Origin of the sequence: Nodosilinea sp. LEGE 06152, from assembly GCF_015207525.1 — a bacterium.
GTDB lineage: Bacteria > Cyanobacteriota > Cyanobacteriia > Phormidesmidales > Phormidesmidaceae > Nodosilinea.
The window spans coordinates 15,148-40,491 of sequence record NZ_JADEWR010000026.1 but is presented as its reverse complement, the minus strand read 5'-3'; the positions used below and the strand labels follow the sequence as shown (position 1 = coordinate 40,491).

23 protein-coding genes and 2 pseudogenes are annotated in these 25,344 nt (G+C 56.7%); 12 read left to right on the top strand and 13 right to left on the bottom strand.

Annotated features, from left to right (window positions below; translation table 11 throughout):
* Nucleotides 1–43 precede the first annotated feature (43 nt).
* The gene (locus IQ265_RS30825; RefSeq protein WP_194058818.1) at nt 44–1,471 is read right to left on the bottom strand and encodes an ammonium transporter; all 1,428 of its coding nucleotides are present in this window, start codon (nt 1,469–1,471) and stop codon (nt 44–46) included.
* Between the two features lie 506 nt (nt 1,472–1,977).
* A complete protein-coding gene (gene purE, locus IQ265_RS30820; RefSeq protein WP_194058816.1) occupies nt 1,978–2,511 on the bottom strand; it encodes a 5-(carboxyamino)imidazole ribonucleotide mutase in 534 nt (177 codons plus the stop codon).
* A gap of 173 nt (nt 2,512–2,684) precedes the next feature.
* On the opposite strand from purE, the gene bchM reads away from it, so the two are divergent.
* From bchM to IQ265_RS25450, 3 genes and pseudogenes are all read left to right on the top strand, one after another.
* The gene (gene bchM, locus IQ265_RS30815) at nt 2,685–3,383 is read left to right on the top strand and encodes a magnesium protoporphyrin IX methyltransferase (RefSeq protein WP_194058814.1); all 699 of its coding nucleotides are present in this window, start codon (nt 2,685–2,687) and stop codon (nt 3,381–3,383) included.
* Between the two features lie 122 nt (nt 3,384–3,505).
* Nucleotides 3,506–3,832: pseudogene (locus IQ265_RS30810) on the top strand (DUF423 domain-containing protein).
* A 136-nt stretch (nt 3,833–3,968) separates the two neighbouring features.
* Nucleotides 3,969–4,202, top strand: a complete 234-nt coding sequence (locus tag IQ265_RS25450) for a hypothetical protein (protein ID WP_228038472.1) — start codon at nt 3,969–3,971, stop codon at nt 4,200–4,202.
* A gap of 81 nt (nt 4,203–4,283) precedes the next feature.
* On the opposite strand, the gene IQ265_RS25445 is transcribed toward IQ265_RS25450, so the two are convergent.
* Together IQ265_RS25445 and IQ265_RS25440 are read right to left on the bottom strand one after the other, a co-directional pair.
* The gene (locus IQ265_RS25445) at nt 4,284–4,520 is read right to left on the bottom strand and encodes a ferredoxin-thioredoxin reductase variable chain (protein ID WP_194058812.1); all 237 of its coding nucleotides are present in this window, start codon (nt 4,518–4,520) and stop codon (nt 4,284–4,286) included.
* Between the two features lie 116 nt (nt 4,521–4,636).
* Entirely contained in the window at nt 4,637–5,074 is a 438-nt protein-coding gene (locus tag IQ265_RS25440; protein ID WP_194058810.1) for a hypothetical protein, read from the bottom strand.
* 221 nt (nt 5,075–5,295) lie between these two features.
* Between IQ265_RS25440 and IQ265_RS25435 the strand changes: the two genes are divergently transcribed.
* A complete protein-coding gene (locus tag IQ265_RS25435) occupies nt 5,296–6,003 on the top strand; it encodes an ABC transporter substrate-binding protein (protein ID WP_194058808.1) in 708 nt (235 codons plus the stop codon).
* Here the strand turns inward: IQ265_RS25435 and IQ265_RS25430 are convergent.
* Nucleotides 5,942–9,682, bottom strand: coding sequence for an EAL domain-containing protein (locus IQ265_RS25430; protein ID WP_228038489.1), 3,741 nt, complete (start codon nt 9,680–9,682; stop codon nt 5,942–5,944). The two genes, IQ265_RS25435 and IQ265_RS25430, sit on opposite strands and share 62 nt — an antisense overlap.
* Before the next feature lie 102 nt (nt 9,683–9,784).
* On the opposite strand from IQ265_RS25430, the gene IQ265_RS25425 reads away from it, so the two are divergent.
* A complete protein-coding gene (locus tag IQ265_RS25425; protein WP_194058804.1) occupies nt 9,785–9,922 on the top strand; it encodes a hypothetical protein in 138 nt (45 codons plus the stop codon).
* 131 nt (nt 9,923–10,053) lie between these two features.
* Here IQ265_RS25425 and IQ265_RS25420 read toward each other — a convergent pair whose 3' ends face one another.
* Nucleotides 10,054–10,767, bottom strand: a complete 714-nt coding sequence (locus IQ265_RS25420) for a lysozyme (protein ID WP_194058802.1) — start codon at nt 10,765–10,767, stop codon at nt 10,054–10,056.
* Between the two features lie 291 nt (nt 10,768–11,058).
* Between IQ265_RS25420 and IQ265_RS25415 the strand changes: the two genes are divergently transcribed.
* The gene (locus IQ265_RS25415; protein WP_194058800.1) at nt 11,059–12,375 is read left to right on the top strand and encodes a pitrilysin family protein; all 1,317 of its coding nucleotides are present in this window, start codon (nt 11,059–11,061) and stop codon (nt 12,373–12,375) included.
* A 12-nt stretch (nt 12,376–12,387) separates the two neighbouring features.
* Nucleotides 12,388–13,251: a fructosamine kinase family protein gene (locus tag IQ265_RS25410; RefSeq protein WP_194058798.1), complete on the top strand. Its 864-nt coding sequence runs from the start codon at nt 12,388–12,390 to the stop codon at nt 13,249–13,251.
* A gap of 64 nt (nt 13,252–13,315) precedes the next feature.
* On the opposite strand, the gene IQ265_RS25405 is transcribed toward IQ265_RS25410, so the two are convergent.
* From IQ265_RS25405 to IQ265_RS25390, 4 genes and pseudogenes are all read right to left on the bottom strand, one after another.
* Nucleotides 13,316–13,777: an HNH endonuclease signature motif containing protein gene (locus IQ265_RS25405; RefSeq protein WP_194058796.1), complete on the bottom strand. Its 462-nt coding sequence runs from the start codon at nt 13,775–13,777 to the stop codon at nt 13,316–13,318.
* Nucleotides 13,764–14,006 (bottom strand): hypothetical protein, encoded by a 243-nt coding sequence (locus IQ265_RS25400; RefSeq protein ID WP_194058794.1) that lies wholly within the window; start codon nt 14,004–14,006, stop codon nt 13,764–13,766. Before IQ265_RS25400 ends, IQ265_RS25405 begins: the two co-directional genes overlap by 14 nt.
* 137 nt (nt 14,007–14,143) lie before the next feature.
* Nucleotides 14,144–14,377 (bottom strand): annotated as a pseudogene (locus tag IQ265_RS25395) (winged helix-turn-helix domain-containing protein); the annotation flags it as partial.
* 50 nt (nt 14,378–14,427) lie between these two features.
* Nucleotides 14,428–16,812, bottom strand: a complete 2,385-nt coding sequence (locus IQ265_RS25390; RefSeq protein ID WP_194058790.1) for a heavy metal translocating P-type ATPase — start codon at nt 16,810–16,812, stop codon at nt 14,428–14,430.
* A 423-nt stretch (nt 16,813–17,235) separates the two neighbouring features.
* Between IQ265_RS25390 and ggpS the strand changes: the two genes are divergently transcribed.
* The 4 genes from ggpS (at nt 17,236) to IQ265_RS25370 (ending at nt 22,671) form a co-directional block, all read left to right on the top strand.
* Nucleotides 17,236–18,756, top strand: a complete 1,521-nt coding sequence (ggpS, locus tag IQ265_RS25385) for a glucosylglycerol-phosphate synthase (RefSeq protein WP_194058789.1) — start codon at nt 17,236–17,238, stop codon at nt 18,754–18,756.
* 486 nt (nt 18,757–19,242) lie between these two features.
* The gene (locus IQ265_RS25380) at nt 19,243–20,916 is read left to right on the top strand and encodes a glycerol-3-phosphate dehydrogenase/oxidase (RefSeq protein ID WP_194058856.1); all 1,674 of its coding nucleotides are present in this window, start codon (nt 19,243–19,245) and stop codon (nt 20,914–20,916) included.
* A gap of 194 nt (nt 20,917–21,110) precedes the next feature.
* The gene (locus IQ265_RS25375) at nt 21,111–22,103 is read left to right on the top strand and encodes an NAD(P)H-dependent glycerol-3-phosphate dehydrogenase (protein WP_194058788.1); all 993 of its coding nucleotides are present in this window, start codon (nt 21,111–21,113) and stop codon (nt 22,101–22,103) included.
* A gap of 118 nt (nt 22,104–22,221) precedes the next feature.
* Nucleotides 22,222–22,671 carry a YaiI/YqxD family protein gene (locus IQ265_RS25370; protein WP_194058787.1) on the top strand — a complete coding sequence of 150 codons (450 nt, stop codon included), beginning with the start codon at nt 22,222–22,224 and terminating at the stop codon, nt 22,669–22,671.
* A 116-nt stretch (nt 22,672–22,787) separates the two neighbouring features.
* On the opposite strand, the gene IQ265_RS25365 is transcribed toward IQ265_RS25370, so the two are convergent.
* Both IQ265_RS25365 and IQ265_RS25360 read right to left on the bottom strand, forming a co-directional pair.
* Nucleotides 22,788–23,804 (bottom strand): J domain-containing protein, encoded by a 1,017-nt coding sequence (locus tag IQ265_RS25365; protein ID WP_194058786.1) that lies wholly within the window; start codon nt 23,802–23,804, stop codon nt 22,788–22,790.
* A gap of 60 nt (nt 23,805–23,864) precedes the next feature.
* A complete protein-coding gene (locus IQ265_RS25360; RefSeq protein WP_228038469.1) occupies nt 23,865–24,167 on the bottom strand; it encodes a DUF2442 domain-containing protein in 303 nt (100 codons plus the stop codon).
* Nucleotides 24,168–24,410: 243 nt separating this feature from the next.
* Here IQ265_RS25360 and IQ265_RS25355 point away from each other — a divergent pair, with 243 nt between their 5' ends.
* The gene (locus tag IQ265_RS25355) at nt 24,411–24,620 is read left to right on the top strand and encodes a hypothetical protein (RefSeq protein WP_194058784.1); all 210 of its coding nucleotides are present in this window, start codon (nt 24,411–24,413) and stop codon (nt 24,618–24,620) included.
* A gap of 63 nt (nt 24,621–24,683) precedes the next feature.
* Here the strand turns inward: IQ265_RS25355 and IQ265_RS25350 are convergent, their stop codons facing one another.
* On the bottom strand, nt 24,684–25,169 hold the full coding sequence (locus tag IQ265_RS25350) for a DUF4079 domain-containing protein (protein ID WP_194058782.1): 486 nt from the start codon (nt 25,167–25,169) through the stop codon (nt 24,684–24,686).
* Nucleotides 25,170–25,344: the final 175 nt, after the last annotated feature.

The following is a 25,344-nucleotide window of genomic DNA, read 5'->3' as shown; positions in this document are numbered from 1 at the left end:
TAGGCCCTGGCGTTGAAGCTATCCTCCAACCTAAATGGAAGGATTACATCACGCCGGTCATGTCAGTGGTGTCTTTCAGAAAGCCGCTGTAGGCTTCCATGCCGTGCTCACCAATATCCAAACCTTTCATCTCCTCCTCAGCGCTAACCCGGAGGCCTAGCACTGACTTGAGAATGAGCCAGAAAATGGACGACAGCACTACCGTGAACAAGCCAATGGTCAAAACACCCAAGATTTGAACCCCTAGCTGGGCCAGACCGCCGCCGTAGAGTAGGCCAGCAATGCCTTCGCCACCCTGGGTAAAGTTGTTGGGGTTAGCAAACAAGCCAACGGCCAGGGTGCCCCAAATACCGCACACGAGGTGCACGGAGGTTGCGCCCACGGGGTCATCGATTTTGATGCTGTCGAAGAAGCCTACTGCAAACACTACCAGGATGCCCGAGATCAGACCAATCCAAAAGGCTCCAGCGTAGCCGACCACATAGCAACCAGCCGTGATACCAACTAGGCCAGCCAGAATGCCGTTAATGGTCATCGACAGGTCAGGCTTACCGCTCAGTGCCCAGGAAGTAGCGGTAGCCGCTACGCCACCGGCCGCTGCCGCCAGGTTGGTGGTTACCGCAATGTACGGTACAGCCAAATCCGCAGCGAGTTGAGAACCGGGGTTGAACCCAAACCAGCCCAGCCAGAGGATCAGACAGCCCAGAGTCGCAATGCTCAAGTTGTGACCCGGCAGCGCGCTAACCTGCCCATCGGCGGTGTACTTGCCCATGCGGGGGCCAAGAAACGCGGCACCCATGAGGGCCGCCCAGCCACCAACTGAGTGCACAATGGTAGAGCCTGCGAAGTCGTGGAACCCTAGCTCAGCCAGCCAGCCGCCGCCCCAGAGCCAATGGCCAGTGATGGGGTAGGCAATAGCGGTGAGCAGCAGGCTAAAGATAATAAAGTCAACCAGTTTAATGCGCTCGGCCACAGCCCCCGACACAATGGTGGCGGCGGTACCGGCGAAGGCGGCTTGGAACAAAAAGAACGTATCTTTCGATAGGTTGAGCCCGTCGGGGCCTAGACCATAAAGCTCAGGAGCACCACCGAGGAAGAAGCTCCCCCAGCCCACCCAACCGTTGCCGTTGGCCCCGAACATCAGCGAAAAGCCGATGAACCAGAAGGAAAGGGTAGCCAGGGCAAAGACAATTAGGTTTTTGGTCAGTACGTTGACGGCATTTTTTTGCCGACAAAAGCCCGTTTCTAACATGCCGAAACCGGCATTCATGAAAATGACTAGAAAAGCGGCAATCAGCACCCAGATATTGTCAAGGGTGGTTTGCACATCCGCTGCGGCCAATTCATCTTGCGCCTGAGCAGCAACTCCCCAGGTGGCCAGAATAACCAGCGTTAGAGGGATGCAGGCTACCCAAGCCCAGCCGCCCACGCGGCCAAACAGACGCTTAATCGCCTTATCGAAGGGCGGCACGCTGGTACTCCAGAAGCCGGTTTTAGACCGCTTTCGGAACCTAGAACGATTACGCAACACTAGATTAGACATCTCAACAGACGTTCCTTCAACACAATCAGACAGTGAACACGGCCTACCGTTTCTAGACCTGAACCCTCAGCCCCAGGGCGGCGAGACAGACCAGTATGGGAGCTAAAGCCCACAGAAAGGATGATTTCTGCGAACTGATGCGCAAAAGCTGTAAGTCTCTGCAGGTGCTAACGCTAGCTAAACACCTCTAGAAACCTACGCCAATCTGCCTGGGCATTTCTAACACTAGTCAGGCAGAGGAATTCGCCTATAGACGGAACAAATTGATTCCATCAATTCTGAGGCCGTCAATCTGTATCAAGCGATACATAGCGTCCTGCGAAGGGGCGACATTCCCCGTTTTGCCCTCAAAACGCAGGGTTTATTGGTGGCAAATTAAATGTTTGCCAAGAAATTCTTAAAGGAACATTGCACGTGGAGAGGAGCCATGACCTCTAGCCCTGATTTTGCAGATAGCCTCGGGGGCCGAGGTGCTCAAGCTTTTGCTGCTTAGCCAGTACTGAAGCTTCCAGGTCACGGCGATACTGGGCTACCTGGTCGAGGAGGGTGGGGCGATCGGTGGCTAAGATCTGCACCGCCAGCAGCCCAGCATTCTTGGCGTTGCCAATGGCTACCGTGGCGACCGGAATGCCGGCTGGCATTTGCACAATCGAGTAGAGCGAGTCAAGCCCCTGCATGGTGCGGCTGACCACGGGCACGCCAATGACCGGCAGGGGGGTGAGGGCAGCGACCATACCGGGCAGATGGGCAGCCCCGCCCGCCCCAGCAATAATGACCTTAAGGCCGCGATCGCGGGCTGTTTGTGCGTAGGTGACCATGCGCTCTGGGGTGCGATGGGCCGACACAATGGCCACTTCATGGGCTACCCCAAACTCGGCGCAGACCTCAATGGCCGCCGTCATGGTGGGCAGGTCTGAGTCGCTGCCCATGATGATGCCAATTTCGGGCGCAACTGAGGGAGTAGCCATGGTCTTTGCTGTCAGAAAGTGCTTTCCCATCATGCCACTGGCGAGTTCTAGCCACGCTTTCCAAGGGGATTTCTTCAGGGGTGTTTAGGAAGATTGAGTTTCGTTGCGGAGCGTTTTGACGCAGCAAAACATCATAGAATTTTACAGAAGTTAGCAAATCCTAAAGCTTACCCATGGCTGCCATTGACGATAAGACCGTAGTTCGTGAGTACTTTAATGCCACTGGATTTGACCGCTGGCAGCGCATCTACGGCGATGGCGAGGTCAACAAGGTACAGCTCGACATTCGCAAAGGCCACCAGCGCACCGTAGACACCCTGATGGGCTGGCTAGAAGCTGACGGTAACCTAGCCGGACTAACCTGCTGCGACGCAGGGTGTGGCGTGGGCAGTCTCTCGATTCCTTTGGCCAAAGCGGGGGCTAAGGTCTACGCTAGCGACATCTCCGCCAAAATGGTAGAAGAGGCGCGGCAGCGGGCTGAAGTGGCCCTGGGGGGCGAAAACCTGCCCACTTTTGAGGTCAAAGACCTGGAGGAGCTAGCTGGAAGCTATCACACGGTGATTTGTCTAGATGTGCTAATTCACTACCCCCAGGACAAGGTGCAGGCCATGATTAGCCACCTGAGTTCTTTGGCAGAGTCGCGTTTGATCATGAGCTTTGCGCCCAAAACAGTTTTCTACACTTTGTTGAAGAAGGTAGGCGACTTTTTTCCGGGGCCAAGCAAAGCGACTCGGGCCTATTTACATCGGGAGGCCGATATTGTGAAGGCTCTGGAGGCGAACGGCTGGCGGATTGAGCGACGGGCGATGACTAAAACGCAGTTTTACTTCTCCCGTATGGTAGAAGCGGTGCGAGAACCTTCAGCTAGCTAAATGAAGGGGCAACCATGACGACAGCTCGACTGTTTGTGGCGATCGCAGCCCTGCTAGGCGGTACAGCGGTGGCGGCAGGGGCCTTTGCCACCCACGCCCTCAGGGCTCAGCTCAGCGATCGCCTGCTGACCATTTTTGAAACCGGCGCTCGCTACCAGATGTACCACGCCCTGGCCCTGCTGCTGGTCGCCCTGGTGCTGGCCCAGGGGTTGGGTGCGCCGGTCTTACTGACGGCAGCGGGCTGGGCATTTGTCGCCGGTACCGTTGTGTTTTCNGGCRGYCWCYWSGYMMTRSCMCTRRCWGKRCWSMWCCWNGCTGGSCNCRGTNGCYCYRGYTSSMGGYGMMRNTSCTGRNGCYGSNCTGRKGCWGYTYSRNGGTASYSGMTYWSMTNNTGRGGKNGKCGAGTAGGCGCGTGGGCGCGTGGGCGCGTTGCCAAGTGGGTTCGTTAGCGCGTGGGTCGTGGATGTGTGTGGCTAGCCTACCCACCCACCCGCCTACCCATCCACCCGCCTACCCGCCTACCCATCCACCCATCCACCCCTCACCCTTCTGCCAGCAAGCTATGATGAGCCTGTGGTGCTTCAGATGGCTATGTTTGAATACCTAAGGCCGCGATCGCTCGAGACCCCTCAGGAGGTGATCGAGTACCTGGAGCTGCATCAGGCGGCCCAGGAGTTTCGCCTGGAGCTAGAGCACCGGGCCAGCCTGGAGGAGTACTGCCAGTGGTATTACCAGGTGGCCGCCGAAAACCAGCGCGATCTTGAACAGATGCGATCGGAGCTGAACCTATTGGGCTGGTTCAACCGTCGTCTGGTCTGAGAACGTTGGCATCAACAGCTTCTGCCCAACTGTGGACAGCCGAGACAGCTATCCTACAAACATCCCAAAAACCCTTGCTTTTTAGAGGCTCTCTAGCTCGTCGCGCTTAAGGTGAGCGCGCATGGGTCGCTTGGCTCCCTCAACGTCAAATTCGACCTGAACCGGAAAGTTAGGGCTGATGGGTCGGCCCTTGTAGTCGGTGAGAATATTGATAATCACACCCTCTAGGCCCTTGGCATCGAAGGCTTCGTTGCGGTGCAGCGGGTGGTGATAAAAAATCACGGATTCTTTGATTCGGACGCGATCGCCAACGTTCATAACACACACTCGCTCTTACTCAATCCTCCCTAGCGCCTGGCACCCAGGTGGGAACTTTCTTTTTGCAATCCTCTTATCTTTGCATAGGATGGTCGCCTGCACGTAGGCGCTGTCGATCAGGTGGGGCTGTTTCCCCCCTCAGGGCCGTAGGGCTGCATTAGTTCGTCCATGCGCTGGGCCATGGCAGCCATTTCTGGGTTGCTGCGGGCCACCAGCTCGGTGCGGTCTTGAAAGACCTGGCCAATTTCGGTGTCGTGCAGCAGGTGGCGGGCCTGGTTGAGCAGCTCGGGGCCCCGCTCCACGGGCTGGGGCTGTTTTGACATCAGCACTTCGTCGATCTGAACAATCAGCTGAGAAATAGGCCGCAGCCAGCTGAATTGCTCATGGCTGAGCACCAGACGCAGGTAGTCGCCCTTGGTCGCGATCGCGCCGTGGTTGGCCTCGTAGCGGTCTTTCTCAGCATCCATCAAAATCTTGTGGGCCTTGAGCAACAGCGGTCGAAAGTCGCGCAGGGGGGCAAAGGCCGGGTCAGAAGCAGGGTTACCAACAGTCATTCGGCTCTCGGGCATGCTTGCAATACTCTCTTCACCATTCCATGAAAGGAGGGCGATTTCAAGGGAGAAATAGGAGCCCAAATGGGAGGCATCGTTTGGGCTTCCATCTCGACTCAAGGGATGGCTCCAGTCTGAAGGGTGATCTGGGGGGAGACAGCCCCCCTAGGGAGACCGGGTTTGGTGTCACAATACTCTTAAAACATAAGGTCTTTGCCTAGTTTATGGATTTCACCACCGTTCGCCCCGGTCAACTTGCCATTATTGCCAGCGATTTTGACGCTCGCCCAATGAGCTTCATTCAGGAGGGCGATCGCCTGGGGTTTGAGCCTGCCGTAGCGCGGGCGGTGGGAGAGGTGCTAGGGCTAGAGCCGGTGTGGTTTGACATTGAGCCGACAAAGTTCTATCCGGCCCTGAGCACAGGCAACTACGACGTGGTGTGGTTTAGCCAGGCCATCACCCAAGACCGCCGCGCCTGGGCTGACTTTACCCGTCCCTACGGTCGGTTTGATGAGGCCGTTTTAGTGCGCGAAGATAGCCCTATTCATACGGTTTCAGACCTGGCGGGCAAGCGACTGGCCGCCCTGGCCGGTGGCACCTCAATGGGGCTCGCTGAGGCTCTGCCCGACCTGGAGTGGGTGCCGTTTACGGTGTCAGATCAGACCCGCTCTGCTCTATTGCGCGCCCTGGCTCAAAACGAGATCGATGCCCTGGTGGGTGATGCCCTGCCCCTGCTGACCGCTGAAGCCGATACCAACACCCTGCGGGTCGCCTTTCAGCTGCCCACCCAGCATCCCTTTGGCATTGGGGTACTGCCCGGCAACCGCGAGCTGCTGGAGGCGCTCAACCAAGCCCTCAACCAGCTCATTGTCAGTGGCACTCTGGCGAAGCTGTGGGCCCAGTGGATTCCCTACAAGCCGTTTCCGTTCTAGCGGCGGATGAGCTGTTGAGCTGCTCTATCAAAGCCGTGGCCGACTCCACCGGCAGGGGTTTAGAAAAATAGTAGCCCTGCCCGCCCTGGCACTGGTGCGCCTTGAGGTAACGGGCTTGATCGGCCGTTTCGATGCCCTCAGCCACCACCGTCAGGTTGAGGTTGGTGGCCAGGCTAATAATGGCTTTGACAATTTCGTAGTCGCCCTGGCAGGGCTCTGGGTTGTGCAGGGTGGTAATAAACGACTTGTCAATTTTGAGTACGTCAATGGGAAAGCGATGCAGGTAGCTCAACGATGAATAGCCGGTGCCAAAGTCATCCATACAAACCTGAATGTGGCGCTGGCGCAGCTGTTTGAGCAGATCAATGGCCAGCTGAGCGTTTTGAATCAGCACGCTCTCGGTAATTTCAATCTTGAGCTGCCGCCCCTGCAGGCCGTTGCGATCGAGGGCATCGTCGATCTGCTGAATTAGATCGGGGCGCACAAACTGTTTGCCCGACAAGTTGACGCTGACGGTAAGCTGCTGGCTGATGGCAAATGTCTGTTGCCACTGGCTGATCTGGCGGCAGGCTTCGTTTAGGGTCCAGAGGTCAAGGCCGGTAATTAGCCCAGTGTTTTCGGCAATGGGGATGAAGTCTAGGGGAGGCACCAGCCCGCGGCGGGGATGCTGCCAGCGCACCAGCGCCTCAAACCCTTGCATCTCACCTGTGGCTAAATTGACAATGGGCTGATAGTACAGCCGCAGTTCTCCATGCTCTAAAGCGCGGCGCAGGTCGTTTTCGAGCTGCATCTGCTGCATGACCAGGGTGTGCATGGGGGCGTCAAAAATGGCGTACTCGCGGTTGCTGCCCTTGGCTTTGTACATGGCGATATCGGCGTCGCGCAGCACCTGGTTGGGGTCGGTATAGGTCTTAGAGCTCAGCGCAATGCCAATGCTGGCGTGGATGAAGACCTCATGCCCCTCAAGCAGTACCGGAGCTTCGAGCATGGCGTGAATGCGCTGGGCCATACTGATGGCGATGGCGGCATCGCTGAGGTCGTTCAGCAGCACCACAAACTCGTCGCCCCCCAAGCGGGCAGCCAAATCGACTGGGCGCAGGCCATCTTTCAGACGCTGAGCCACAATCTGCAGCAGGTGATCGCCCATGGTGTGGCCCAGGCTGTCGTTGATGACTTTAAAGCGATCGAGGTCGAGAAACAGCAGGGCAAACTGGCGATCGCAGCAGGGGGGCGAGGAGCCATCTGGCGTTGGGCAGGCCAGGGCGGCCGGGTGCGGGCAATGGCGGTGAAGGTGGTCAAGCGCCTGGGCTAGCTGCTCTAAAAACAGCGTGCGGTTGGGCAATCCGGTGAGGCGATCGTGGGAGGCGTCGTAGCGGAGCTGGGCCTCTAGCCGCTTGCGCTCGGCCAGCTCGCTCTGGGCCTGGGCGTATAGCTCAGCCTGGTGAATGGCGATCGCCAGGTGGTCGGCCAGCCGCTTGATCAGTTTGACTTCATCCTGATTCCACCGGCGCGGGTTGGGGCACTGATGTATGCTGAGAATTCCTTTTACTACCCCCCGGTAGCGAATCGAAACCGCCAGTATAGCCCCAATTTTAAGCTCCAGGGCCAGTTCCAGTTTGGGAATGAGGGTAGGCTCCTGGATGACATCGTCAACGACGACCGGATCTTCTTGGTTCAGCACTTTTTGGGCGTGGGGGTTGCCCTCGATGGGGATAACCTGGTCCTTTAAGTCATCGCAGCCGGGCTCGCTGGCGGTGTTGGTATGCACTAAATACGAGTCGGTGGCCTGGCAGAGAATGACCAGAGCGCGGCTGGCATGGAAGGTGTGCAGCATTTCGGTGGCTGCCCGCTGCAGCAGCGTGTTCAGCTCCAAACTGTCGCTGATGGCACTAATAATATTATTCAGCAGCTTTTCCTGGCGGGCCAGGGCGGCGGTATGGGCCAGCAGCTGGCTCTGCTGCAGGGCAATAGCGACCTGGTCGGCGAGCTGAGCCAGCAGGGCCCGCTCTCTAGGCTGCCACTGGCGCGGGGCTTGACAGTGGTGAACACACAGCAGCCCCCAAAGCTCACTGCCGCAGTTAATTGGGACGACCAGATTGGCCTGCACCTGAAAGCGAGCCAGCAAACTGCGGTAGCAGGGGGCGATATCGGCCTGCTCAAGATGGTCGATGTGGTGGGTGCGGCCCCGGCGGTATTGGTTGACCAGTTCAGGGGTGGTGAGAAAGCAGGTGTCTTCTATGGTGAGGCCCAGGGTGGGCTGCCAGGGGGGCAACACCGCCTCGACCACCATGGTGCCGCTGAGGTCAGGGTTAAAGCGGTAAATCAGCACCCGGTCGGTCTGCAAAAACTGTCGCACTTCGGTCACGGTAGTTTGCAGAATCTCGTTGACATCCAGCGATTGATGAATGTGTTGGGTAATGGTGCGAACCAGGCGTTCTTCCTCGGCCTGACGGTGCAGGGCCTGCTGGGCTTCTACAAGGGGGGTAATGTCGGTCGCTACCGAGCCAAAGGTGGGGCCGTCGTCACCGCTGGTGCTGACCGGAAAGAGCACTGAACGATACACCTTTTGCCTGTGGTTGAGCAGTAGGGTATCTTCGACGGTGAGGGGCGCTTGGGTGGCCACCATCTGCCCAACTCGCTCCATAAAGGTGTTGACCACCGCAGCCGGCAGCAGATCGGCAAAACGTTTACCGGCTACGTCTTGGGGGCTGAGGCCAAACTGGGCGGCAGTGGCCTGGTTGACTCGCAGGTAGCGCCCATCAGCATTGAACAAATTGACCAGGGCAGGGGTGTTGTCGATAAAGGCCTGCATTTGCTGATTGGCATCGATGAGCGCCTGCTCAGTCTGTTTGCGATCGCTGATGTCGAGCACAACCGTATCCCAGGCCATATCGCCATTGGCTTGGCGCTCAGGGCGACCCATGCCCTGCAGCCACTTGTCCTGGCCGGAGGGCGTTAACATGCGCCACTCGCAAAACCAGGGGGTCAGGGTTTGGCCAGAATGCTGAATCAGGTACTGCACCGCCTCGCGATCGCCGGGGTGAATGGTCTGCCACAGGAGAGCTGGCTGCTGCTGAATTTGAGTGGGCTCTAGCTCCCAAATTTGGGTGCAGCCCTGGCTAATGTACATAATTGTCTCGGCTCCTGAGGCCGCTAAAACATAGCGCAGCGCTACCCCTGGCAGGCTAGCCGCTACTTTTTGAAAACGGCGTTCGCTTTCTTTGAGGCGCTGATCGCGCTGATGCTGGTCGGTAATGTCTTGACCAATGCTGGTGATGCTTTGGATACGGCCATCGGGGCTGACAAAGAAAGTGTTGTTCCAGGCGATCAGGCGGCGATCGCCGCTGCGGGTCAAAATCTCACTGGCGTAGTGGGTGGGGCAGTGCCCGCGGGCGATCGCTCCTTCAAACAGGGTCTGGTGCGCCTGCCGCTGCTCGGCCGGAATAAACAGTTCAGACCAGCTGCGACCCATGACCTCCTGGCGCTGCCATCCCGTTAGGGTGAGCAAGTAGTCATTGCAGAGCACAATGCAGCCCTGGGTATCGACTACTAGCCCCGCTAGCGCCATGGTTTCAAGCATGGCCCTAAAATGCTGCTCAGAGGCCCCTAGCACACCAGGTTGGCCAGCCGCAGTCTGCTCACGTCCGTCAGGCGTTCTGTGGTTGGGCCTAGTCGACATCCCATCACCGGTCATACATTAAGCTCTTAGGGGCAAAAGTGGCTTAGCTCTCCATCCAAAGACGCAATGGCACCTAAACGATATCCGTAGCAGGGTGTCGCCGTGGCTAGCTGTCTTGGCCTGCCAACGGCCCAAGACAGCCTGTGTGGCAACAGTTCTTACCAGTCGGGCAAGCCGTTCTTTTCAGCTTATTTTCCCCACCTGGTACCGATCACTGAGGTAGCAATTCACAGCTCTTAATGCTTTCTATGGTAACGGACCCAGCTAAGCCATAGAGCGGGTGGTGCCGTGCCCCCCCAAACGAAACAGGCGCTGGTGCGATCGCGCCAGCGCCAAAATTTCGGTACAACCCTTGAGGCTGAGGCCGGGGCCTACATAAACTGCTGCCAGTTTTCGCTGCGGTAGAGGGCGCGCTCGGCTCGGCGTCGCCGCTGCAAACCGGGCATCACGTTGCCCCCCGCGTAGACCCAGCGGCCAAACTCCTCCGAAGCTCCGGCGAAGTCGCCCGCGTTGTGTTTCTTCAGCAGGGTAGAGGTTTGAAAATTGCCGGGGCCAACGTTGAAGGTAAACGACACCATGGCCGAAAACTGGTCGCTGGTAGGGGTACGGGTGACCGCGCTGGCCACGGCCTTCTCGTATTTGGCCAGATCGCGCTTGAGAATTTCCTCGGCCTCGGCACGAGTAATAGTAAGACCCTTATACACCTGCGGTGGCCCGGCTGCAGAAGTATGGCCGTAGCCAATGGTCCAGGGTTCACCGCCGGTACCGGGGTCGGGGTAGGCGGCTAGACCCAGCCCCTCAAACCCTTTGACAATCTCTAGACCAGCGGCATTGATGGTACCGGTGGGTGGCGGCGGTGGTGGCGGCGGTGGCGGCATGGGCTGAGGTTCTGGAGCACCTGTGCCGATCGACACCGTCATGGCGCGGGGATAGTCGCTGCGCGAGAACCACGACTTGACGCTGCCAATGTTCACCACCTGCTCTTTGGGATTGTTGCTGGATGGGTACTTGGTGATTCGGGAGATCCAGTAGCCTCCCTGCATTAGATAAATCGCAATGTCTGTCTCTTTAATCCAGGTGCCCATGGAATCTCCCCGGAACAGGCCGCATACCAGGAATTTACAATACTTTCGCCAGAATGGGACAGTGAGTTCCGCCATTTTGACCCCTAGGCCTAAAAGTACCCCCGGAGGCTGGCTTTCTGTAAACTTGGGTTAATACGCTATACGCTTCGATAAGTTTTTGCCGGTAATGTTGTTGGTAACTGGTTTAGGGCATTGGTGGGCGAATGTCCCAGGCAGACGGTTCAGTCGTTAAGATATTCAAAGGTTCGCGCTTTTCGGGCTTAATGTTTTTTCGGGTTGCAAGTTTTTGCTATGGCTTTGCTCTCAGCGACCGCTGATCTGCCTTCTCGCCTGGTGTCGCCCACCATTCGTCGCCTGCCCAACGGCCTGACGGTCATTGCTGAGCAAATGCCCCTAGAGGTGGTCAACTTGAGCCTCTGGCTGCGGGTGGGCTCGGCAGTCGAAAGCGACGCCATCAACGGCATGGCCCACTTTCTAGAGCACATGATTTTTAAGGGCACCCAGCAGCTACAGTGCGGTGAGTTTGAGCGCCGGGTAGAAGAGCGCGGGGCCTTTACCAACGCCGCCACCAGCCAGGACTATACCAAGTACTACATCACCACAGCTCCCCAAGACTTCGTTGCGCTGGCCCCGCTGCAAATTCAGATGGTGATGGCTCCGCGCCTCAGCGACGACGATTTTGAGCGCGAGCGCCCGGTAATTTTAGAAGAAATTCGCCGCGCCGATGATAACCCCCGCCGCCGCACCTACGCTCGCACCATGGAGCTGGTGTTTGACCGTCTGCCCTACCGGCGGCCCGTGCTGGGGCCGACCGCCGTGGTTGAAAACTTGACCCCTGCGCAGATGCGGACGTTTCACGGCACCTGGTACCAGCCCCAGAGCATGACGGCGGTGGCGGTGGGCAACCTGCCGGTAGAAACCCTGATTGCGACTGTAGCTGAGGGGTTTGAGCGAGCAATGGCCCAACGTACGGCGCTAGACGCCGCCGATTTGATGGAGCGGTTTAAGCCCCTCATGCCTGGCGATCTGGAGTCTCCCTTTGCTGAGGTGCGGCGAGCGGTACACCACGATGCAGCCCTGGCCCAGGCGCGGCTGGTGATGGCCTGGCGGGTGCCAGGGGTAGCCCAGCTCGACGACACCTACGGCCTGGATATTGTGGCCTCGATTTTGGGTCGGGGGTTGACTTCGCGCCTGGTGCGTGACCTGCGAGAAGACCGCAAGCTGGTGACCGGCATTAGCTGCAGCAATATGACCCTGGCTCACCAGGGGGTGTTTATGGTGTCGGCCCAGCTGCCGCCTGAGAATTTGGCTGTGGTGGAGGCCGCGATCGCCCAGCACATTGCCACCATCATGGCAGAGCCTGTAAGCACCGCAGAGCTGCGCCGGGTGCAGACCCAGGTGGCCAATCGATTTATTTTTGCCAACGAAACCCCCAGCGATCGCGCTGGCCTCTACGGCTACTACCACACGCTGACGGGCGACATTGCCGACGGGCTCAACTACCCGACCTACATTCAAAAGCTAGGCGTAGAGGAGGTACTACAGGCGGCCCAGAGCTATCTCTCCAGCCAGGCCTACGGGGTGGTTGCCCTACAGCCAGCAGCATAGGACGGGTCGCTCATGTGGACTGCGATCGCTCAGCACATTGCGGCTAAAACTGGCACCGCCTTCACCATTGTCGATCGGCGATCGGTGGGGGGCGGCTGCATCAACCAGGCCTATCAGGTCAGCGATGGCAGCCAGTCGTTTTTTATCAAGCTCAACCAGGCGTCGCAGGTGGCGATGTTTGAGGCCGAGGCCCTGGGCCTGAAGGACATGTATGACAGCCACACCATTCGGGTGCCCAAGCCGATCTGCTGGGGCACGGTGGATGGCTCGGCCTACATCGCTATGGAGTGGCTGGATCTAGGCAGCGGCGGCGGCGACGCCTGGAGCCGTATGGGCGAGGCGCTGGCGGCGATGCACCGCGTCACCAGCGAGCAAGGTTTTGGCTGGCACCAAAGCAACACCATTGGTGCCACCCCTCAGCCCAACCCCTGGACGGCCACCTGGCTAGAGTTTTATCGCGAACACCGGCTGCGCCACCAGTTTCGCCTGGCGGGTCGCCGAGGCGGACGGTTTCCGCGCCAGCACGAGCTGCTGATGGCGCTACCGGACTTGCTGGCGGGCCATGAGCCAGCCCCGGCTCTGGTACACGGCGATCTGTGGTCGGGCAATGCGGCGGTGACGAAGGATGGCGAGCCAGTGATTTTGGACCCGGCGACTTATTACGGCGATCGCGAGGTAGACATCGCCATGACGGAGCTATTTGGCCGCTTTCCTGCCGCGTTTTATGAGGCGTACAATGCGGCCTATCCGCTCGATGCAGGTTACAAGATCCGCAAAACGCTCTACAACCTGTACCACATCCTCAACCACTTCACCCTGTTTGGCGGCAGCTACGAGTCGCAGGCCAACCGCATGATCGACCAGCTACTGCGGTGAGAGGTAACCGATAGGTCATGACTTCAATGCTAAGAGTGCCGACGATCTGGGGCTTCGCAATCCACTATGGATTTTCGTCTTGACATGGATCATCGGCTGGTGGGTGTATTCCGGTTTTGATCCAAAACCGTCTGGTTTCTCGAATAGAATCGTTCTCTGGATAACGGGTATCGTTTAGATCAAGGCGAAGGCAAGTTGCGCGACCAATGGATGTAGTGCCTTCTATGACAATGCCTTGACCTAGCCAGACAAAGTGCTCTTTCCATAATTGCTGACGAGGGTTGAAAATAGGCGCAACTTCTTGAGTCTCAGGATCAATACCCGCAACAAAGTTGTAACGCCTTTCGTTGCAGCGGCGGCAGGCTAGAGCAAGATTCTCCAAGTCATCGGAGCCGCCTAACGATTGTGGAATGACATGCTCGACGGTGAACCGATTGGCACTCAACCGTTCTGGAGAATGGCAATACTCGCACAGATAGCCAGCCCGCTCTCGAATGACTTGCTTAGCTGCATCACGAATTGACATCTTGGGCTGCCAGCATGGCATTCATATGCGTAAAAATGCGATCTAGCTCTCCAATTGCATCTAGTTCAGCAATTTCATCAGTTGTGAGTTGATCAGCCTTTTTCTTTTCTAAAAGGCTCTCCATTCGCAATTGAAGAGATTCACTAAATTTGAACAGGTTCCAATTGTCAACCTTTTCAAGCTGAATTTCATGAATTAAAGACGATGGCTTACTAAGCGCTGTAACCATGGTGACCTCCCTCTAGCTAGATCTTCTTAAACCAGTCAATATCGATGTCAACTGACTCTATCATTGTTATTTTTACCCCAAGCCCTAACTCTTTCAATTCTTGGACCAACTGCTCGCCATCTATTAAATCGATTGGGTAAAAGGCCATGCTTCCCTAAATAAGTCCGGCTCCACGCAAGGCGATATTCAACTTCACTCTGAGACGTGTTTCCGTGAGTAATTTCAAGAACTTTATCCGAGATGCCAAGCAACTCAACTACTTTTTCATAAATTTCCTCGATTGTGCCAGAACCACCTAAGACCTGTAGGGCTTGAATTGTAGGCAGAAGCATTGAGTCGAAAGTTGGAACTGGTGAGGATGACCGTTTCATGCCAAAACTAATCTGACTAAGGGTAATTCTGTTATCAATTAAGAGCTAGTTTAGGTACGCCCTTGTCGCAATAGCAGCGAGTTCACCACCACTGCCACGGAACTAAAGGCCATCATGCCGCCTGCGGCGGCGGGGCTGAGGCTAACTCCGACGGTGGGTAGCAGCACCCCTGCTGCAAGGGGGACCGCCACCAGGTTGTAGGCAAAGGCCCAGGCCAGGTTTTGGCGAATTTTGTTAAAGGTGGCGCGGCTGAGGGTGAGGGTTTCGAGTAGGGCGGAGAGGTGGTCGCCCATGAGAATTACGTCGGCGGTTTCCATGGCGATGTCGGTGCCGGAGTGGAGGCTGATGCCGACATCGGCCTGGGCCAAGGCCGGGGCATCATTAATGCCGTCGCCCATTAGCGCTACGGTGTGCCCCTCGGCCTGAAGCTGGCGGATCGCGTCTACTTTGCCCTGGGGGGAAACTTCGGCGGTGACCTGGCTGAGGTTGAGGTTGAGTTGGGCGGCGATCGCACCCGCCACCTCCTTTCTATCCCCCGTCAGCACCCGCACCTGGAGCCCCTGGTCCTGTAAATCTTTGACCACGGCTACGGCATCGGGGCGCAGTTGGTCTGCGATCGCAACTAACCCCACCACAGAATCTCCTAACGCCACATACACCACCGTTTGCCCCGCCTCAGCCAATGCCTTCGCCCGGTCCTGCACGTCAGCATCGAGCACCATTTCTCGCTGGGTCATCCACTGTTGGTTGCCCAGGGCGCAGGGTTGTACGGTGTCTTGCCAAGTGATTTGGGCGGTGACGCCGAGGCCGGGCTGGGTATCAAACTCATCAGCTTGCAGCAGGTCGAGTTCTCGCTCGGTGGCCGCCTGATGGATTGCCTTGGCCAGGGGGTGCTGGGTGCCGCTCTCCACAGTAGCGGCCAGTTGCAAAATGTCAGCCTCGCTTAGAGCATCGTCAACGGCGTGGATTGCGGTGACGGCGGGCTGCCCCAGGGTGAGGGTGCCCGTCTTGTCGAACACCACCGTGTCGAGGTGAGCAATAGTCTCCAGGCTATCGCCGCCGCGCAGCAGCAGACCTCGCTCGGCCCCCAGACCAGAGCCGACCAGAATGGCGGTGGGGGTGGCCAGTCCCAGGGCGCAGGGGCAAGCGACCACCATGACCGCGATCGCCAGTTTCAAGCTCACCAGCAGGGTGGACGAGGTGTAGGTCATGGTGTGACCCATGTGGGCCATACCCAGGGCCGAGTGCATCACCTGGGGCCAGTGGTGCAGACCGATGAAGTACCAAAACAGAAACGTGAGGGTGGCCAAAGACATCACCCCATAGGTGAAGTAGCCCGAGATCACATCCGCCAGCCGCTGAATGGGGGCCTTGCGGCTCTGGGCGGTTTCTACCAGGCGAATCATTTGAGCCAGCACGGTGTTTTGGCCGGTGCCCGTGACTTGCAGGGCGATCGCGCCGCTCTGGTTCACCGTGCCCGCCGTCACGCCATCGCCGGGCTGCTTCAGCACGGGCATCGATTCGCCGGTCAGCATCGACTCATCCACGGTGCTCTGGCCTGAGACCACCGTGCCGTCGGCGGAGATTTTTTCGCCGGGTAGCACCTGCACCCACTCGCCCACCTGCACACAGCGGGCGGGCACCTCAACCCCGGTTTGGGCGGTGCCAGCGGTGGCGGGGTTGGAGATCAGTCGGGCTACGGCGGGCTGGAGTTCGACCAGCGATCGCAGCGCATCGGCCGCCCGATATCTGGCTCGCCGTTCTAGGGTGCGGCCCAGCAAAATAAAGGCCAGCAGCATCACCGGCTCTTCAAAAAAGCACTCCCAGCCCAGGCCGGGGAACACCAGCGCCACTACGCTGGCCAGGTAGGCGCTAACGCTGCCCAGGGCCACCAGGGTGTTCATATTTGGGGCCAGTCGCCGCAGCCCGGCCCAGCCATCGACCAGAATTTCTCGGGCCGGAAACGCCAGTGTCACCGTGGCCAGCAGGGCGTGAAACCACAGGTCGCTGAGCACGGGGATGGTCAGCCAGCCAAAGTGGTTCAGGTGGCCAATGGTGGAGAGGATAAGTAGGGCGATCGCAATTCCTAACCGCTGCCCCTGCTGCTTTTGCTCGGCTCGCTTCGCTTCTACCCAGGCGGTGAGGTCGTCACCGTCGCCATCGCTGGTTCTTGGCGTCGCCCCAAAGCCCGCCTGGAATACCTGCTCCGCCAGGTGCTCCGCCGTCACGGCCCCGGCCTCGGTTTCGACTACCGCTACCTCAGTTACCAGGTTGACCGTGGCCGATCGCACCCCGTCCACCTGGTTCAGCCGATTTTCGACCGCCCGTACGCACCCGGCACACTTCATGCCGCTGATGTTGAGCACCACGGTTTGGCTAGACGACGGCTCTGATGTCGTGACTTGATCGGACGGTTGGGCAGAAAGAACTGGCATGGGGCGAAACGCTAGAAGCAGCAGCAGATCTAGCCTACCAAGCCGCCTTGAACTGTGGGTATCTGCTGAGTGAGCTAAAAAACTCTTATTGTGCTGCGTCTGCTGCCCTCACCGGGCAAGTTTATCAACGCCCTAAAGCGCCAGGGGATGGGGCCTGTAGAGAATTGGACGGAGTTTGAGCAGCGGACCCAAATTATGGCTTCTACGCCCTTAGATAGCGCCGGGGGTTTGGGCAATACTCACAAAGATCATAGAATCCAGTCATGGTCTCTACCCATAGACATAGGGATGTACCCCTAGGTAGATGCCAGCGTAGCTCTGTATACATACGATTGCTACGTAATGTAACGATCTCTGTTGGAGTTTACACAGCAGCCGTCCCGCGCGCATTGCCACAAGCAAACAAGCCAGGAGCAACAAACGATGAAATCTTCTTTGGTAATTCTTTACCACCGCGAACCCTATGACGAAGTCGTTGAAAACGGCAAAACCGTCTACCGCGAGAAAAAAAGTCCCAACGGCATTGTGCCGACCCTAAAAAGCTTTTTTGCCAACGCCGATAGCAGTACCTGGGTCGCCTGGAAGCAGGTGGCCGAAGACAAGCAAGAGAGCTTTGATGACCGAGTGACAATGGAAGGCTGGAGCGATCGCGCCGTCATCCGCCGCATCCCCCTCACCGCCGAGCGGGTCAAGGATTTTTACTACATCACTGCCAAAGAGTCGATCTGGCCCATCCTCCACTCCTTCCCCGAGCACTTCACCTACGAAAGCTCCGACTGGGAAAACTTTCAGTACATCAACAAGCTGTTCGCCGAAGCCGCCTGCGAAGAAGCTGCCGACGACGCCCTGATCTGGATTCACGACTACAACCTGTGGCTAACGCYCTTCTACATTYGGCAAAAAATGCCCAAKGTGAAGATCGCCTTCTTCCACCACACCCCCTTCCCCGCCGCCGATGTGTTCAACATTCTGCACTGGCGCGAGGCGATCATCGACAGCCTGCTGTGCTGCGATCTGTGCGGTTTCCATATTCCCCGCTACGTTGAGAACTTTGTCTCCGCCGCTCGCAGCCTGCGCGACGTGAACATTCTTGAGCGCAAGCCTGTGCCCGAGGCCTTTACCCCCTTCGGCACCGCCCTGGCCGAACCAGAGATGACCGCCAAGCTGGAGTACAAAGGCCGCGTAGTGAACGTGGACGCCTTCCCCGTAGGCACCAACCCCGGCTACATCCACGAGATGGTCAACAAGCCCTCGGTGCAGCAGCGCGTGGCCGAAATTCGCAATGACCTGGGCGACAACAAAATCATTGTCTCGGCGGGCCGAGTCGACTACGTGAAGGGCGCGAAAGAAATGCTGCTCTGCTTCGAGCGGCTGCTGGAGCGCCGTCCCGAGCTGCGCGGCAAAGTGAATCTGATTATGACCGCCGTTAAAGCTGCCGCCGGCATGCGGGTCTACAAAACCGCCCAGAGCGAAATCGAGCAGCTGGTCGGCCAGATCAACGGCAAATACTCCACCCTCACCTGGAACGCCATTCAGCTCTTTACCGAGCCCATCCCCTTTGACGACCTGATGGCGCTGTACAAAACCGCCGACATCGCCTGGATTCCGCCCCTGCGCGACGGGCTTAACCTGGTCGCTAAAGAATACATTGCGGCCCACGGCGGCGAAAATGGCGTGCTGGTGCTGTCAGAATTCACTGGCTCGGCGGTGGAACTGCCCGATGCCGTGCTCACCAACCCCTATTCTGACCAGAATATGGACGAGTGCATCGATGTCGCCCTCGACATGCCCCTTGAGGAGCAAAAGCGGCGGATGGCGAACATGCACAGGGCAATTACCTGTTATGACGTGCAGCAGTGGGCCAATCACATGTTCCGCGAAGCGAATGCGGTCGATATGACCGAACCTGAGCCTGAGCCTGAGAAGGAACTGGCGATCGCGTAATCGTCAGGTGCATGCCCCCTGCAATGCACTACCCGCAGGTGTGGGTTATGGCCAATTCTGACCCACACCCGCCCCTTCCAAAGGGGGATTTAAAGCTCTTTTGAGCAAGCCACTCGGCTAGAAGATTTCTCGTAATGATCCTCTCTGTCCCCTTGTGAAGGGGGTTTGAAGAATGATCGTCACTACAAGTTCTTGTAGGGTAGGCACTGCCCATCATCCCCTCTGCCCAAAACCAATAGGCTAGGCTAGGGCCAGATCCTAGGGTTCTTTCCCGGGTTTGTTGTCTATAGCTCGGCCTATCGCAGAACTCTGGGATCAGTAGCTGTGTGGGATCGGTAGCTGCGATCGCCCCCCATCCCCCAAAACTCAACAACATTTGCCCGATTACGCAATGGGCAGGTGGGCATAGCCCACCCTACGATGCCTACCACCATTCACGCGATCGCCCGATACCTGCTCCCCGCCAACCCTGACACCTCCAAAGCCATGCGCAACCTCACCACCCTGACCACCCAACCCTTCGACCTGATCGTGATCGGCGGCGGCATCAATGGTGCAGCCACAGCACGGGATGCTGCCCTGCGCGGGTTGCGTACCCTGCTGGTCGACAAGGGCGACTTTGGCGGGGGCACGACCAGCTGGTCGAGTCGCCTGATTCACGGCGGGTTGCGCTACCTAGAATATTTCGAGTTCCATCTGGTGCGGGAGTCGCTGCACGAGCGGGAGGTGCTGCTGCGCAACGCCCCGCACCTGATTAAACCCCTGCAAATGACGATTCCGATTTACCGCAGCGGCTCGCGCAGCTACCGCATCATTCAGGTGGGCATGGTGCTCTACGACGTGCTGAGCTACGACAAGACGCTGCCCAACCACCGTATGCTGCCGCGCCAGAGCACCCGACAGCTGTTTCGCGCCATCGATGCCGACGAACTAGCCGGGTCTGCCCAGTACTACGACGGCCAGGCTGAGCACGCAGAGCGCCTCTGCTTTGAGAATATTCTCGACGCCCAGCAGGCCGGGGCCACGGTCTTAAACTACGCTCAGGTAGAAGACATTCAGCTGGCAAACCGACGAATTACCGGGTTGACCTGCCGCGATTTGCTGAGCAACGAAACCTTTGAGGTGGCCACCCACAACAAAACGGTTGTGATCAACACCTCTGGCCCCTGGGTAGACGAGGTCTGCGGCCTGAGCCAGTCGCCCGTGAGCCAGGGGCAAAAAATTGGCGGCACTAAGGGCAGCCACATCATTGTAGATACCTTCCCCGGCGCACCGAAGACGGCCCTGTACGTGGAAGCCAAGTCTGACGGGCGGCCCTTTTTTATCATTCCCTGGCTGGGGCAGTACCTGATTGGCACCACCGACGAGCGCTACAGCGGCTCCCTCGATCGGGTCAAGGCCGACGATGCCGAAATTGACTACCTGCTCAAAGAGACTAATGCTGTGCTGCCCGCCGCCCACCTCACCCGCGAAGACGTGCGCTTTACCTATGCCGGGGTGCGGCCCCTGCCCTACGCCGAGGGTAAAAAGGCGGGCAGCATTAGCCGCGCCCATATTCTCCACGACCACAGCCAGGAGGGGGCCGAAAACCTGATTTCGCTGATTGGCGGCAAGCTCACCACCCATCGCCAGGTGGGCGAAGAGTTTGTAGATGCGGCCTTCCGCAAGCGAGGCGAGGCGGTGCCCCCCTGCCCCACCCACAGGCGATCGCTGCCCGGAGCCATTTTGCTCGACGACGCTAGGGTAGGCCAATGGCACGATCGCTACCGCCATCGCATTCCCACCGCCGTGCTCGACCACCTGATTGGCATCTACGGCGCTCGCACCGCCAATCTGCTGGCCCTAGTCGACGAGCACCCCGCCCTAGGCGAGCCGATTGTAGACTACGCCCTCGATATTCGGGCCCAGATTGTGTTTGCCGTGCAGGCCGAAATGGCCCATACCTTTGTGGATATTTTGCGCCGTCGCACCACCGTAGCCATGCACCACAACTACGGCTTTGACGCGCTACCTGTAGTGGCCGAAGTGCTGCGCGAACACTGCGGCTGGAGTGAAGCAGACTGCGATCGCAACATCCGCGCTTACCACCAGTTCATGGCCGAAAACTGCATCCCCGACTACGCGCTAGGCCAGGAGTCACCCTCGCTGCAAACGGCCTAGTTGAGACAATGAGGATAGTGAGGAGGGGGAGTTCAAAGTTCAAAATTGAGAATTCAAAATTTTGAACCTTGAACTTTGAATTTATCCCCTCATTCCCCTCACCCCTCCACCCGCTCCCTTTCTCCCTACGAGAGACGCTAGCGCGAACGACTCCGCTTAGGGACTGCCACTCATTCACCCACCCGCCACCTACCATGCTCACCGCCACCCCCACTCTCGATCAAGTCTTTGAAGACTACAAGCACCGCCAGGTCACCCTCGCCATTCTCGGTGCTGGGGCCTGGGGCAGGGCACTGGCCCACATTGCTAGTACCAACAACCACGCCGTGCGCCTGTGGTCGCGCAGCGGCGATCTTTCCCTAAAGGATGCCGTTGCTGGGGCTGAGGTGATCATGTCGGCGATCCCTATGAAGGGGGTGCCGGAGCTGGTGAATCGGTTGCAGGCGTTAAACATTCCCGAGACCACGGTGCTGGTGACGGCGACCAAGGGTCTCGACCCCGCCACCACCCTGACGCCATCGGTAATTTTTCGGCGGGCGTTTCCAAACCATGCCGTAGCGGTGCTCTCTGGCCCCAACCTCTCTAAAGAAATTGAGGCTGGCTTGCCCGCCGCGACCGTAATCGCCTGCGAAAACGAAACCGCCGCCGAGGCGGTGCAGCACGTATTTGCTGGCGACAACTTTCGCGCCTACCGCAGCACCGACCCCTTGGGGGCCGAGTTGGGGGGCACGCTGAAGAACGTAATTGCGATCGCCGTCGGCGTGTGCGAAGGGCTAGAACTGGGCTCAAACGCGCGATCGGCGCTGATCACCCGCGCCCTGCCCGAGGTAATGCGCATTGGCACTCACCTGGGCGGTCAGCCCGAGACGTTTTTGGGTCTCTCGGGTCTGGGCGACATGCTCGCCACCTGTACTAGCGTGCTCAGCCGCAACTACCGAGTCGGCTACGGACTAGCCCAGGGCAAGTCTCTAGAGCAAGTTCTTGAGGAATTGGGCAGCACCGCTGAGGGGGTCAACACCGCCTACGTGCTCCACGACATTGCCCAGCGCGAGCAAATTTCGGTGCCGATTTCGCAGCAGGTGTACCTGTTGCTCAAGGGCGATATCTCTGCTGAAGAAGCGGTCGCAGCACTGATGGAACGCAAGCTCAAAGCCGAAGATTACCAAGAAATCTTGCAGTGCGATTGACTGAGGTTGTTAGTACCGACCTCAGAGATTATTGATATCAGCAGTGAACCTTGAGGTTGCCCGATAGAATGGGGCCAATTACGGGAGTTAGCTTGAGCTGTTCACGAGCGGTTTAGTTATGCAGATCTGGGTTGATGCCGATGCTTGCCCGAATGTGATTAAAGAGGTTTTGTTTCGCGCCGCTAAAAGAGTGCAGATCAAAACCACACTGGTTGCGAATCAAGAATTGCAGATCCCTGGATCTGACTATATTGAGGCGGTGCAGGTGCGATCGGGCCTGGATGTGGCCGATAACTACATTGCTCAGCAGCTACAGCCCGGAGATTTGGTGATTACGGCAGATATTCCTCTGGCGGCTGATGCGATCGCTAAAGGAGCCTACGCCCTCAACCCACGTGGTGAATTTTACGACCAGGGCAACATCCGCGAACGCCTGTCGATGCGAAATTTTTTAGACGAACTCCGCAGCGGCGGTGTAGAAACCGGCGGACCGCGACCCTTTAGCCAGCGCGACACCGAAGCATTTGCCAATCAGCTCGATCGCTTTTTGACAAGGCAAAATCTTTGAAAAACTACTGATTTGTCAAGGCTAATTATTCATAAAATCATCTATTTTTATGGTGTTATTTTTTAATACCATTGAATCGGGTGCATTTTAATGCTGAGATTTAGATCTAAAGAACTCTAAATATTCCATTCAACAGGTCTATATCTTCGATCCCAGTTATCCGTTTCTTCGTGTTCAATGATTCCTCTCTCCAACATATAAAGGATCAGCGAATCTTTGAGAAGGTCAAGGGACTTAGGCGTCAGTAAACCCAATTTTTCCCTTATAAAGGGTTTTTCGCAAGGATAGACAACAAAAGCAAAAGGAATTAAACTAAATATCTGCTTGAATCGCCTTGGTGTTAAGGTTCTTGGATTGGAAGCACTTAGTTCTCTCTTGATAAATTCCATTAATTCGACCTCTCCGAAACCATAGTGATTTTCCTGTGCAAGTCTTGATATAAAGGTTACATTTGAAATTTCATCAAGCATAGATCGGAATTCACAGTCTTTCCAGATGTCTTTGATGGCTGCAAAAAATAATCCTGTTAAAGATAATAAAATCAATAAATTTATGATGTTGGAAGGTATGGGAAATGAAGCTTCTATTAGATCGGAAACTTTTTCTATAACCTCGAAGCTAGTGAAAGCAGATGCTAGGATGATAGCCGCAGTAATGCCTGTCCCTACAATCTTACTTCTGCTAGTCTCATAAGCTTTCTCGATTTCATTTATCTTTTCCCTTATATCAGTCTTTCTTTCGGACTCGATTTTCTGTTCTAAGGCGCTGTTATTAAACTCTGCGATCTTGATTATTCTCCTCAGTTCGTCATTTTCTCTTCGAAATATTTCAATGTCTGCTGTCTGATTTACAACTATAGACCTTAAGTCATTGATCACGGAAATATTATCAACTGGTTCCTTTAAGACTATTTCAGATCCTTTTGGTATTTCTAAACTTTTAAGGCTATCGATCAACGAGTTAATTTTCTGGAATTTAGTGTCAGCTTCTTTCTTCCATTTTCCATCTTGATACTGGTCAGGATGATATATATTTCGAAGCTTTGACAATTTCTCAATTAAATCTTCAAGGCTGGGAAAGGAGCTGACTCCGAGTAATTTAAGTGCTTCTTTGATTGCTTGGTCTTCTCTCATGTTTGGGTCAACATTCCCTAGTAATTGGTCTTGCTCTGTGAGTCATGAGAATTTAGGATTTTAAGGGAATTGATGACTTTTTGTCCACTCTTGAAGGCTTGTCATCCGAGCACGAGCGCCAAAGATTCCATTCGATAATCCTGATACTGAAAAATCGGCATCTAGCTTTTCCCAGTGTAGGCCTGTTCCGCTTGGAGTAACTTCTACTGCCTCTAAATCTCCTGATTTAGCATTGCTTAACCCTTGAGCAATGTCGGGCGGAAAACTAAAAATGGCTCCACTATTTAATCGCACTACAACTAGATTAGACGAGGCATCGTAGCTAGCATCTATAGCTCTGAGTTCCGCTTGTAGCTTATTCATCTTTGTCATAGCTCCTTATCAATGCGGTTGAGCTTTTGGGGCACATCTAGTACATTGTTTCTTGCGGGGAATGGTTTAGGCGGGTTGTGCGAGAGGTACCAGCTCTCGCACAACCCTAATCATTCCGGACTTATCTCAGCTAAGCCGAAATGCCTGAGCCTATTTTAGGTCAAGCCTTCGGTACGGCACCCTTGCGGGATGCCCTAGGCGGTTCCCCGTTTTCTTTACCGAAGGTGAACACCCATGACTTACGAATTTCAGCTGCCCGTGCGCAACCAAGAACTGGTGCGCCTGATTGCGATCGGTGACTACGGTGCCGTGCGCGACACCATTCACCAGCTTGGTGCTCTTGGCTATGCCGACCCCGATCGCTGGTCTAAACTCATACCCACAGGCCGCGAGGGCGAGTACCTCTCCATCCACACCCGCCGCTACGCCCCAGCCGTAGAGTAAGCATTCAAAAGCCCCGGAGCAAACTTGCTCCGGGGCTTTTGAATAATCAAGAATAACTAAATACTAAATTGACATGCCCAGGCGCAGACCCAAAAAGGCGTGGACAAACATCACTGCCAAGGCCACGCTGCCTAGATAAGCGTGGGCCGTGCGCAGCGAGTCTTTGCCGCCGCCAAACTTGCTAAAGGAGATAGCCCCATTCAACCCCAGCAGGGCAATCACCAGGCTGCCCGTCCAAAAGTGGGGGCTTTGAAAGATGTCTTTTTCTTGCATCACCAGCGACAGTACGCCGCCCGTGTAGCCCAGGCTGATAAAGGTGAACATCCACAGGGCTAGACGCTTGTGGGTGTGGCGGTTTTCGGCTTTTTTCTGAGCATCATCGTCACCGATGCGGCCCTTCCAGCCCATGTAGGCGGTAAAGCTGCCCATGACAAAAATGACGATGCCCATCATGGCCGGGTGGCCCCAGTGCACAATCGGTTCGGGGGTGCCAAACCCAGCAAAGAAGTCGGCAATGGGCTGCAAATAGCCGCGAATTGTAGAAACCATGATCCTCTCCCAACAGAGCAGTGAAAAGCGCCATACCTAAGGTGCCACATTTCTCTGCCGAAAGGAGGAGGACGAGCGCGGATTGCGAGGGTGGGGGCGTTGCTGCGCATACCCCTGTAGGGGCATTGCACTGCAATGCCCCTACGTTAACTCTGCAAAATTCATAAAATGTGCT

Bases quoted from the DNA above. Each gene is read 5' to 3' on its own strand.
- bchM (WP_194058814.1), top strand. From the start codon at position 2,685: ATGGCTGCCATTGACGATAAGACCGTAGTTCGTGAGTACTTTAATGCC.
- IQ265_RS25415 (WP_194058800.1), top strand. From the start codon at position 11,059: ATGGCTTTGCTCTCAGCGACCGCTGATCTGCCTTCTCGCCTGGTGTCG.
- IQ265_RS25360 (WP_228038469.1), bottom strand. From the start codon at position 24,167: ATGAATAAGCTACAAGCGGAACTCAGAGCTATAGATGCTAGCTACGAT.
- IQ265_RS25435 (WP_194058808.1), top strand. From the start codon at position 5,296: ATGGATTTCACCACCGTTCGCCCCGGTCAACTTGCCATTATTGCCAGC.
- IQ265_RS25420 (WP_194058802.1), bottom strand. From the start codon at position 10,767: ATGGGCACCTGGATTAAAGAGACAGACATTGCGATTTATCTAATGCAG.
- IQ265_RS25405 (WP_194058796.1), bottom strand. From the start codon at position 13,777: ATGTCAATTCGTGATGCAGCTAAGCAAGTCATTCGAGAGCGGGCTGGC.
- IQ265_RS25445 (WP_194058812.1), bottom strand. From the start codon at position 4,520: ATGAACGTTGGCGATCGCGTCCGAATCAAAGAATCCGTGATTTTTTAT.
- purE (WP_194058816.1), bottom strand. From the start codon at position 2,511: ATGGCTACTCCCTCAGTTGCGCCCGAAATTGGCATCATCATGGGCAGC.
- IQ265_RS25440 (WP_194058810.1), bottom strand. From the start codon at position 5,074: ATGACTGTTGGTAACCCTGCTTCTGACCCGGCCTTTGCCCCCCTGCGC.
- IQ265_RS25365 (WP_194058786.1), bottom strand. From the start codon at position 23,804: ATGAGAGAAGACCAAGCAATCAAAGAAGCACTTAAATTACTCGGAGTC.
- IQ265_RS25430 (WP_228038489.1), bottom strand. From the start codon at position 9,682: ATGTCGACTAGGCCCAACCACAGAACGCCTGACGGACGTGAGCAGACT.
- IQ265_RS25390 (WP_194058790.1), bottom strand. From the start codon at position 16,812: ATGCCAGTTCTTTCTGCCCAACCGTCCGATCAAGTCACGACATCAGAG.
- IQ265_RS25355 (WP_194058784.1), top strand. From the start codon at position 24,411: ATGACTTACGAATTTCAGCTGCCCGTGCGCAACCAAGAACTGGTGCGC.
- IQ265_RS25400 (WP_194058794.1), bottom strand. From the start codon at position 14,006: ATGGTTACAGCGCTTAGTAAGCCATCGTCTTTAATTCATGAAATTCAG.
- IQ265_RS25375 (WP_194058788.1), top strand. From the start codon at position 21,111: ATGCTCACCGCCACCCCCACTCTCGATCAAGTCTTTGAAGACTACAAG.
- IQ265_RS25350 (WP_194058782.1), bottom strand. From the start codon at position 25,169: ATGGTTTCTACAATTCGCGGCTATTTGCAGCCCATTGCCGACTTCTTT.
- IQ265_RS25450 (WP_228038472.1), top strand. From the start codon at position 3,969: ATGGCTATGTTTGAATACCTAAGGCCGCGATCGCTCGAGACCCCTCAG.
- IQ265_RS25370 (WP_194058787.1), top strand. From the start codon at position 22,222: ATGCAGATCTGGGTTGATGCCGATGCTTGCCCGAATGTGATTAAAGAG.
- IQ265_RS25410 (WP_194058798.1), top strand. From the start codon at position 12,388: ATGTGGACTGCGATCGCTCAGCACATTGCGGCTAAAACTGGCACCGCC.
- IQ265_RS25380 (WP_194058856.1), top strand. From the start codon at position 19,243: ATGCGCAACCTCACCACCCTGACCACCCAACCCTTCGACCTGATCGTG.